At 31.9% G+C, this 4,609-nt stretch carries 7 protein-coding genes; 2 read left to right on the top strand and 5 right to left on the bottom strand.

The genetic code is table 11. The features are described 5' to 3' along the window. Window positions 1–257 (top strand): hypothetical protein (locus tag AC1DUW_RS21350; protein ID WP_477643398.1); only part of this gene is annotated, 257 nt, incomplete at its 5' end. A 386-nt stretch (window positions 258–643) separates the two neighbouring features. On the opposite strand, the gene AC1DUW_RS21355 is transcribed toward AC1DUW_RS21350, so the two are convergent. Both AC1DUW_RS21355 and AC1DUW_RS21360 read right to left on the bottom strand, forming a co-directional pair. Then, on the bottom strand, window positions 644–781 hold the full coding sequence (locus tag AC1DUW_RS21355) for a hypothetical protein (RefSeq protein ID WP_169787518.1): 138 nt from the start codon (window positions 779–781) through the stop codon (window positions 644–646). 350 nt (window positions 782–1,131) lie between these two features. Continuing rightward, window positions 1,132–1,569, bottom strand: coding sequence for an ATP-dependent metallopeptidase FtsH/Yme1/Tma family protein (locus AC1DUW_RS21360; RefSeq protein ID WP_477643399.1), 438 nt, complete (start codon window positions 1,567–1,569; stop codon window positions 1,132–1,134). Between the two features lie 302 nt (window positions 1,570–1,871). On the opposite strand from AC1DUW_RS21360, the gene AC1DUW_RS21365 reads away from it, so the two are divergent. Next, window positions 1,872–2,510: an NAD(P)-dependent oxidoreductase gene (locus tag AC1DUW_RS21365; protein ID WP_477643400.1), complete on the top strand. Its 639-nt coding sequence runs from the start codon at window positions 1,872–1,874 to the stop codon at window positions 2,508–2,510. A gap of 220 nt (window positions 2,511–2,730) precedes the next feature. Here AC1DUW_RS21365 and AC1DUW_RS21370 read toward each other — a convergent pair whose 3' ends face one another. The 3 genes from AC1DUW_RS21370 to AC1DUW_RS21380 form a co-directional block, all read right to left on the bottom strand. Next, window positions 2,731–3,261 carry a GNAT family N-acetyltransferase gene (locus tag AC1DUW_RS21370; RefSeq protein WP_053346671.1) on the bottom strand — a complete coding sequence of 177 codons (531 nt, stop codon included), beginning with the start codon at window positions 3,259–3,261 and terminating at the stop codon, window positions 2,731–2,733. 387 nt (window positions 3,262–3,648) lie between these two features. Continuing rightward, complete coding sequence (locus AC1DUW_RS21375) at window positions 3,649–4,284, bottom strand: YczE/YyaS/YitT family protein (RefSeq protein ID WP_053346670.1); 636 nt, start codon at window positions 4,282–4,284, stop codon at window positions 3,649–3,651. Window positions 4,285–4,286: 2 nt separating this feature from the next. Beyond that, on the bottom strand, window positions 4,287–4,609 hold a 323-nt coding region (locus tag AC1DUW_RS21380; protein WP_477643401.1), incomplete at its 5' end, for an HAD-IA family hydrolase.

Raw genomic sequence — 4,609 nt, forward strand, 5'->3', positions numbered from 1 at the left:
GGGATAAGTATGCTCTGAATAATGATGAAATAACACCTGAATACCCTTATGCTACACACTGGCTGATTGAGGCGCTTGATTGGAAGCATTTTTCTCAAATAAGGATTTTTCCTTGTTCAAAAAATGGAGGTACTACAAGTAGCTCCCCAGTTCAAATGATTATATTTAGTGATGAAAATGTTCAACAGATTTTAAATACATTTAAAAAAGTAGTTGAAGATATGAAAAGTGATAGGTTTTGGCAAAACATTTATTAAACATACTTCAACGCTTAATTTGTTAATGAACTAACGGGTGCGTTAGCTGAAGATCAGAGCTGTCTTTAAGGCAGCTCTTTCTTTAGGCAACTATCGGGGCAGGTTAATCCAATGAGGATTGGTATAATAAATTGGGGGAATTTATGAAAATAGACATTGGGATTTTACCTCCTAAGTATGTTTCTAAAAAAGACTGTTCTTGCTAAGCTATGGAGTATGTAAAGAAGAAATTTCAAGGCCTAATGAACAATATAAGGACTAAAATAAAAGTCTATTATACCTTTGAAGAGTCAAGTAATCCTTCATGTTAGTGGATTGCTTGACTCTTCATTTTCGTTTACCTGCAAGTTTCTTTTCGGAAAAGCAAAGAAATCACGAGATTGTACTTACCCTTTGGCATTGCGCGGGAGCTTATTAGTTGGATTAATTGCTTTTTCCAAGTCTTCTGCTGCGATCACTGGATCTACTGTATTGCTATTAGCTTTTCCCTTTTGACTATTGCCTTTATCACGCTTTTGGCTCATGCTTAGAACCTCCCCTCCATGTAGCTTCATTTGTTAAGATGGATTAATAGATAGCGACTTATTCACCAAACGAGAAGGTTCTCGTTTGGTTGTGTATACATCCATATAGGGTTTAATATGTAAATGATGTCAGCTAATGTTGTATAGACAATTCAATGTTTAAACATTCCCCTCTTTAAATTGTATTGATATTGTGAAATGTTGTACTTAAACAAACGGGTGCGTTACTTTAATAAGCTATCCTTTTCTTTTATTAGGCTAGATAAAGGTTGACTTACAAAAACAATGTAAAAAAAACWCGCAAAGTCCATATGGAAAGCGAGTTTACTTTTTTTTATGTATATGTATTTTCATCCCTTCCATTTTTTTCTTATAGCTACAAACAGAAAAATAAAGAAAAACAGGATGAAAATGATTACAAATGGAATAATGGAAGTGAAAAATGTCACCCAGCCACTTGTCTTTTCTGGAGGTTCAACAGTGATGATGTCTTTACCTAATTTAGTTACGGCATCATTAATTCGACTCTGTGAATATTCACTGAATGGCACGTAYGTCACAAAGTTCTTGTTTTCATCMTCCCCCTTAAGCTTCCAAATGATTTTAAATTCACTGCTTTCGGRCTGCATCGTTAGTGATGTAACGTCCCCACTCTCCAAATGATTATAGAACTCATCTTGGGTCATTTTCTCTGTTGATTCATTGTTATTATTAAAGATGATTACAATTCCAATGATGACCAAAAAGATCAGTAAATAGAATATGGTATTACGGAAGTTCCGATTCATTCCTTCCCTCCTCATACTGGTAAACAACTATAGTAAATAGTATCATAGAAAATTAATCATTTATATTCCCTAGAATAATTAATATTCCAAATCCAATCACTACAATAATTCAAAAACACCGGAGAACTTTAACATAGTCTTTTCTTATYAAACTAACARGTGCTTTACTTCAATAAGGGAGTTGCTTTGGCAGCTCTTTTTCTTACGGAACTAACGGGGCAGTTTAGTTGAATAACGGAATATTTGAATCGAAAAGGGAATTTGACCGTATACATATTACTATGATTATTTGGAGGGGTATTATGGATAATTCTTATAAGATAGCTATAATCGGTGGAACGGGGAAGGTAGGACGTCATATTGCTGCTAGAGCGTTAGAGAATGGGTATCAAGTTCGTATGCTTGTTAGAAATCCAGAAAAGTTAACTTTCAGAGACGCTAGGATTGAGATAGTAGAAGGGAATGTACAAAATTTGGAGGATATTCGAAAACAACTAAAAGATTGTCAAATAGTTATTAATACTTTTGGTCAGCCACTCAAAGAGAAACCGTTTTATAGCAATGTAACTGAAAAAATACTTGAGGTAATGGCAGATTTACAAATTGATCGTTATATTGGTGTTACGGGTGGTTCTCTAACTATTAATGGAGATAAAAAGAAAATTTTAAATAGAGTTGGGGCAAAGATGTTTGAAATCATCTACTCTAATATGATGATAGATAAGAAAAAAGAATGGCATATTCTTAACCGTAATAAACTAATTAAATGGACTCTAATTAGGCTTCTATTTATAGTTGATGGTACAGAAATAGGATTCATTAAGGAAAATCTTACAGATATGCCAGGTGCAAAAATAACTAACCGAGATATTGCGACTTTTATCATTAAMCAAATTGAAAATCTAAAGTATGTACAAAAAGCACCGTTTATCTCAAATTAATATAGATTGTCCTCTTCAACTAACGGGAGCATGAGTTGAAGATTGTTGAGCTGTTCAAACGGCTCTTTTTTCTTATGCAACTATCGGGGCAGGATAGTTCAATCAGAAAAGATAATTTTATTATTAAACAGTAGTATATTTGTTATGTTGAATAAAAGCGATCAATAAAGTGCCGAAAAAGCCTATATTCGTATAGAATATAGGCTTTTCACAATTTATGTTAATCAGTTTTTAATTTTGAATACATATTTAAATCAATAAATGTGTCTTTTGATTTTTCGGACTTTCTTAGTGTGCCTTCAAATTGAAAATTTAACTTTTCTAGAAGCTTTATTGAATTTCTATTTTCAGGTTCGACTTTCGCTTCAATCCTATTAAAATTTAAAGTATTATATGCATAATCCAATAGTTTAAGAATGGCTTCCGAAGCAAATCGGTTACCCCAATATTCTTTACTAATTTCATAACCGATTTCTGCTTTTGAATTTTCAAAGTCTAAGGTATTGTAACCACAAGAACCAATAATTTGATTTGATTCTAAATGAAAAATTGAATAGCGAATAGCTTTGTTTTCATGATATAACTTATCAAGCATTTCAATCATTTGTATTGCTTGACTTTCATCAGTGAAACTATTGATATTCATAAACTTTGTAACTTCAAGATCAGACCAGATCTTAAATAGGCTAGAGGAGTCTGATACTTTCATTTTTTTTAATATTAATCTTTCTGTTCGTAGTTCTGTAATCAATATTTTTGCCTCCATTTTATTTTAATTTGGGGTTTAGATATTGATATCTGTGCATAGTTCAGTCCCTTCACACTTTAAGATAGTATTATTGTATACAATAATAAAAAAATTACAAGTTGGTTTAAAGTTAGAGATTTGATTTTTTCGTATCGAAGTACGTAGATAATGTGCAATAGAATGTAACTTTTCTTATCGCACTAACGGGTGCTTTAGTTCAATAAGAAATGATCAAACTTTAATAGAACGGAGCTGTCTTTAAGGCAGCTTTTCCTTATGTAACTAAAGGTGCAGGGTAGTTTAACTGTAGTTTTACTAAAAAGATTGATCGTTTAGAATAAGTTTGATAAAAATAACCTCTTTGGATTCTTATCCGGAAGAGGTTATTTTTTAGTTATGTTTTTTATTGAGTTTCAGCTGATAGTTTTTAAATTTCAATCGTGTATAAGAAATAATGCAGGACAATAAAAAGAAGCTGATAATCGTTCCTTCTCGAATATTGATTGGTAAATTGTATAGTAGTGATATTGTTATTGATAGAATAATGGAGAATAAATCGACACAATATCTGTATTGAGAGAAAGAGCGTTTTGTTAATTCAGCTATTCGTAAACATAAACTTTCAATAGGAAAAGGAATAATATCTAATGATAAAATAATGCCTGTTGTTACACCGGCTAGTATCACACCGAAAATAAATAGTCCGATCCTTACTAAATAATTCTCTACGTGAATCGTACCGAAAATAGTATAGAGGAAAAAATTAATAACCATTCCAAAGAACAAGATGGAAATGAACATCAAAGTAAATTTTCTAAAATTCTTTTTTTCGCATAGGCAGATATAACCGATTAGAAAAATGAGATTTGCAATGAATGTAATTGTTCCAACTTTGATGGAAGTCCATTCAGATATGGATAAATTCATTGCATTAAAACTGCTTACTCCAACATCAGCTTTTAATGTAAGACTAATGCCAATAGCACTTACTATATAGAGTAGAATCGATTGAATTACTTTTTTCATGATTATTCCTCTAATAAGTCCATTATTTGCATTAAATTTGGTATCGTATATGTGCTCTTAGGTGAACATGATTTAGGCATGCTTCTCTTAGGGTTAAACCAAACACAATCTATTCCGACATTGATAGCCCCTTGAATATCCGATGTTAAACGATCACCTATCATTAAAAATTCTTCTTTACGGCTTGTATGCAGGGCATCAAAAATATAGTAAAAGAAATGGGGATTCGGTTTTTCATAACCAATTTCTTCGGAGATAAAAAGTTGTTCAAAATATCCTTGTAGCTTGGCACCTCCTAATCTTTTTCTTTGAGTCATTCCTACAC

The sequence above is a fragment of the Peribacillus sp. P4_C12 genome, assembly GCF_056402095.1.

Bases quoted from the DNA above. Each gene is read 5' to 3' on its own strand.
- AC1DUW_RS21355 (WP_169787518.1), bottom strand. From the start codon at position 781: ATGAGCCAAAAGCGTGATAAAGGCAATAGTCAAAAGGGAAAAGCTAAT.
- AC1DUW_RS21375 (WP_053346670.1), bottom strand. From the start codon at position 4,284: ATGAAAAAAGTAATTCAATCGATTCTACTCTATATAGTAAGTGCTATT.